This is a genomic window from Dietzia sp. SLG310A2-38A2 (genome assembly GCF_014145095.1).
Taxonomy (GTDB): Bacteria; Actinomycetota; Actinomycetes; order Mycobacteriales; family Mycobacteriaceae; genus Dietzia.
Genome location: NZ_JAALDX010000542.1, coordinates 39,640 through 43,768 on the forward strand (window position 1 = coordinate 39,640; position 4,129 = coordinate 43,768).

General features: G+C 66.9%; 6 protein-coding genes, 1 pseudogene and 1 other annotated feature. Of the genes and pseudogenes, 4 read left to right on the top strand and 3 right to left on the bottom strand.

Features of this window, described 5'->3' with window-relative positions; genetic code table 11:
• A pseudogene (locus G6027_RS17390) lies at positions 1-985 on the bottom strand (IS3 family transposase); the annotation flags it as partial.
• Positions 582-713: a sequence feature (AL1L pseudoknot), on the bottom strand. (Overlaps the previous pseudogene by 132 nt.)
• Before the next feature lie 304 nt (positions 986-1,289).
• Between G6027_RS17390 and G6027_RS17400 the strand changes: the two are divergent.
• The 3 genes from G6027_RS17400 (at position 1,290) to G6027_RS17410 (ending at position 2,718) form a co-directional block, all read left to right on the top strand.
• Positions 1,290-1,646: a hypothetical protein gene (locus tag G6027_RS17400; protein WP_182638227.1), complete on the top strand. Its 357-nt coding sequence runs from the start codon at positions 1,290-1,292 to the stop codon at positions 1,644-1,646.
• Between the two features lie 140 nt (positions 1,647-1,786).
• Entirely contained in the window at positions 1,787-2,128 is a 342-nt protein-coding gene (locus G6027_RS17405) for a hypothetical protein (protein WP_182638228.1), read from the top strand.
• Entirely contained in the window at positions 2,125-2,718 is a 594-nt protein-coding gene (locus tag G6027_RS17410) for a hypothetical protein (protein WP_182638229.1), read from the top strand. Before G6027_RS17405 ends, G6027_RS17410 begins: the two co-directional genes overlap by 4 nt.
• A gap of 130 nt (positions 2,719-2,848) precedes the next feature.
• On the opposite strand, the gene G6027_RS17415 is transcribed toward G6027_RS17410, so the two are convergent.
• Both G6027_RS17415 and G6027_RS17420 read right to left on the bottom strand, forming a co-directional pair.
• Positions 2,849-3,040, bottom strand: a complete 192-nt coding sequence (locus G6027_RS17415) for a hypothetical protein (protein ID WP_182638230.1) — start codon at positions 3,038-3,040, stop codon at positions 2,849-2,851.
• 328 nt (positions 3,041-3,368) lie between these two features.
• Complete coding sequence (locus G6027_RS17420) at positions 3,369-3,791, bottom strand: nuclear transport factor 2 family protein (RefSeq protein ID WP_182638231.1); 423 nt, start codon at positions 3,789-3,791, stop codon at positions 3,369-3,371.
• Between the two features lie 59 nt (positions 3,792-3,850).
• Between G6027_RS17420 and G6027_RS17425 the strand changes: the two genes are divergently transcribed.
• Positions 3,851-4,129 (top strand): carboxylesterase family protein (locus G6027_RS17425; protein ID WP_182638262.1); only part of this gene is annotated, 279 nt, incomplete at its 3' end.

Below are 4,129 nucleotides of genomic sequence, written 5' to 3' on the forward strand. Positions count from 1 at the left end.
ATCCCGGCTTCGCGAAGTGCATCGGTCAGCGCCAAAGAGACGTACTGGGTGCCGGCATCGCTGTGATGGACGAGCCCGGTCGAGGTGAACTCGAACGAACCCCGTCGTCGGGTGTGGATCGCCTGCTCGAGCGCCGACAGGACCAGATCAGAGCGCCTGGTCATCGACGCTCGCCAGCCGAGTATCCGGCGGGAGTAGACGTCAACGACGAAAGAGACGTAGCAGAAGCCGGCCAACGTCCATACATATGTAAAGTCAGCGACCCACCACTGGTCCGGACGCGTTGGAGCGTTCCACTGGCGGTCGATCAGATCGGGATGCCGATCCGCCGAGGGATCCGACTCAGTCGTGATCGTGCGCCGCTTACCTCGCACGATGCCCGTGATGCCGCAGATGCCCATCAGGCGGGCGACCTGGTCCCGGCCGACGTCGCGGCCTCGCCGACGCAGGCTGTGCCACAGCTTGAGCACCCCGTACAGGCCCCGCTGGTCGTGGAACAAGCAGAACACCTCGTGGGCGGCATAGGCGTCATCCAGCTCGGCGGTCGTGGTCGGCGCAGCTGAGCGGGCGTAGTAGGTGCTCGGGGAGATCGTGATGCCGTGCTCGGTGAGCACGCGGCAGATCTGCTCGACCCCGAATCGCACCTTGTGAGCGTCGATGTAGTCGACGATTAGGTAAGTCGGCGGTCGAGCTCCGCCGCTGCGAAAAACGCCGAGGCGGTCTTGAGGATCTCGTTCGCCCGCCGCAGTTCGGCGTTCTCCCGCTTGAGTCGCTTTACCTCCGCTGAATCGGCCGACGCTTGCGCTGGCGCGGCGCCCGACTCGGCCTCGATCCAGTTCCGCAGGGTCTCGGGCTTCACGCTCAATAGCGACCCGACGTGCTTGCGGGCGGCGAGCTTGGAGCACTGCGCATCCGCCAGGTGCGAGTGGTACATCCGGACCGCGCGCTCACGGGTCTCGGCGTCGAACTTTCGTGGTGCTGCCATGGGTTCCAGTCTTCCTTGTTAGATCGGAACCCTCCGACAGATCCAGGGAGGTTCAAAGGTGCCCATGCACGTGTGAAGGCACCTTTGGCACCTTTACCGGAATCTTTGGCCCCAGTGCCCCTTGACGCCGATGGATTCAGAATCGACTTGCCCCGGCAGGACGACGAACCCCGATGCCCGATCCATCCTCACGAAGTCCTCGGAGCAGTCACCGGCAAGTGCATCGCCTGCGTAACCGAGAACGCCGCTCAAGGCCAGGAGGCCGCCGCATGACGACCCGCCACCAGACCCCAGGAGGCCCCTCGTGACGAAGCCCAAGCGCCCGAAATTGACCTTGCTCGAAGCCCGCTCATCCCGAACCGGCGACCTCATCGACCGCTTGATCGATGCGCCGAACGTCGCCGCCGCCAGCGTCATTCGCCAGCTCCCCCGAGAGCGCGTCGACCTCGCCCTGTTGCACGTCGTGTCCTCCGTGGACGAGCGGTGGCGGGTCCGTCGTGCTCCCCTACCCATGCCAGTCAGCGACGAGGCCACCGAGAACACCCGCCGCATCATCGCGGACATGCTCACCGCCCACCCCGAGCTGATCGCGCCCGCGCTGTTGGCCCTCAGTGATGCCACCAGCGCCCATGACCCCCGACGACAGGCCGACGCCGCATGACCGGGCGGGCCGGACCCACGGGAAAAGCGGACCCCGAAACCGTTGCCAGATTGGCCGCTGACGGCATGGGCCGCAACGCGGTAGCCCGAACCCTAGGCATCAGCCGGCGGGCCGTAGACGAGGCAGCGCAAGCCGCCGGCGTGTCGTGGGTTCGTGCCGGGACCGCAGCCGCTACAGCCGCCCGACTGGCAGACGTACGCGCTGACCTCACCGACCAGTTCACCGAGGCCGCAGACCTTGCCACCGGGCGACTCATCGAGGCCTTGCAGGACGACGACCTCGACCCCGCAATCCTCCGAGCACTCGCCACCGTGGCCGGCATCAGCGCCGACAAGCTCATCACTTTGGGTGACCGGGTGAGTGCCACTGACGACACCGGGGATTCGTTGCTCGACCAGCTCCGCAACGGATTCGATTCATGGGCCGCCGCCCTCGCAGGACACGACCAAGACCGCACCACCGACGAGAGGACCACCCCATGACCGAGACCACCGACCACGACGCCGAGTTCACCGAGCGCCGGACGTGGCGCGACGCACTGGCATCCATCCGGGATCGGATCGCCGGCGGGGACGACGTAGATCCCGCCGAGTTGGCCGACACCCGCGTCAAGGCCGACGCCGAGACCGACATCGAGACCGTCCACCGGACCCGCCACGAGCGGAAAATGGCGCAGCGTGCGCAGGAGGCCGCCGCCGTCCAGGCCGACGAACTCGCGGCGAAGATCGACCCGGACGTCCATGCGAAGGGGCAGGCCGATATCAAGGCCGCGTGGGATGCGTACCTCTCGACAATCGAGGCGACGGCGAAGCGGTACGGCGAACACGAGCACGCCGTCAATGCCCTTGCCGCCGTCGTGAGAGAGGCCGGCGTCCCGGTGGTCGATAAGCGCACGCAGGTCGACCCCGCCACCCGCATCGAGGGTGACCGAGTGTTCACGGGCAGCGGCAGCCGGGGCGTCCCGACGTGGCGCGGTGTCACCTACAAGTACCCGAGGTTCGACGGCGCTCTTCTGCCCCACATCGCGGACAAGTCGGTCCGAGCGCAGGGCATCACCCGCGTCCGCGGATAGGCCCCACAGTCTCCGGTGTCGGGCTGGTCCCCCGGCATCGGCGCGGCAATGACACAGCCGCAACAACGAACCCCCGTCACCCGTCATGGGCGGCGGGGGTTCGTCGGTTTGTCGAAACGCCGCGCGCGAGCTATTCGGGAACGCTTGCCAGTATCGCGGCGGCAACCTCACGCGCGATAGAGGCGGGGATGAACACCGGTTCGTTGTGGTCTCGACCCGGGTAGTCGACGTCAACCGCGATGACTGGGGCGTCAGGGATGCCGTCGTCATGCCAGATCGCGACCGGGGCGGTGGGGTGCTCGATCACGTGGACGTTGGTCATGGTCTGCCTTCCGTTGCGAAAAAAGGGGCGAACACTTGCGGGCCGAACAGGGTCCCTTTCATCGCCGGTGGCAGCCGACGTAGACACGTTAACCCATCCGGCGGATCGGGCGTTTATCCGCCTTTATGGGCCGCATCCGCCTTAATCCGGCGTAATGCCACCGAATGACCGGGGGAGTGTGTCCGCTGGTCAATGCGCAGAATGACGCACTTTGCGAAGGGCAAACGACAATGACGCAGTAACGAAGGGTTTCTGGTTCGAGTCCAGATGGGGGAGCAGTAGATCAGGCCAGAGGATTCTCTCCTCTGGCCTGATCGGCATTTCGGGGTCAGCCGGGCTGAAGTGTCCGGAAGTCGCCGCGGTCGAAGTCGATGCGGAACCGCCTGGAGACGATTCGCCAGCCCTCTGGCGTACGGGTCCACAGGTCGGAGTACTCGCCGAAGCACTCGTAGCTCAGGCCGGCCTGGTCTCCCGTCCCGAGGTGGAGAACGCGCGCGTATGTCAGGCTCCTCGCCCGGTCCTCATCCCCGTCGAGCGCGACCTGCACTCTGTGGTTGCCCAACAGATGCTGGGACGGGCCACACCCGCCGAGGTGGTCCCGGACCGTCCGGACGATCTGCTCCCGACCGGCCGCCCCGTATCCGGACGCGGACTCGGTGAACAGCTCTCTCAGCCCGGCCCAGTCGCGGGTGTCCAGAGCGGTGGCGATGTCGGCCAGCCGCTCGATGATCTGGTCCCTGTCACTAGTCACCACCTTTTCCTAGCAGGGATCGCCGGGAGATCTCAGCCGTCATCGCTAACCTGGCGCCCATGACCGACGCCGAAGTCACCCTGTCGACCGGCCACGTCCGCGGCACCGACCTCGGTGACGTCGTCCGCTTCTACGGGATCCCGTACGCCGAGGACCCGGTCGGCGCTCTGCGCTTCGCCGCCCCGGTCCGCCGGGAGCCGTGGCACGGGGTTCGCGATGCGACACGGCCGGCCGCCACGGCCCAGAGGCTGAGGTTCGACCCGGACCCGGCGATCCCCGAGCCGATCGTCGCGGGCACCGACATCCTGCACGTGGACGTGTGGGCGCCGGCGGAGGGA

Coding starts and splice junctions, on each gene's coding strand:
- G6027_RS17410 (WP_182638229.1), top strand. CDS start 2,125: ATGACCGAGACCACCGACCACGACGCCGAGTTCACCGAGCGCCGGACG.
- G6027_RS17415 (WP_182638230.1), bottom strand. CDS start 3,040: ATGACCAACGTCCACGTGATCGAGCACCCCACCGCCCCGGTCGCGATC.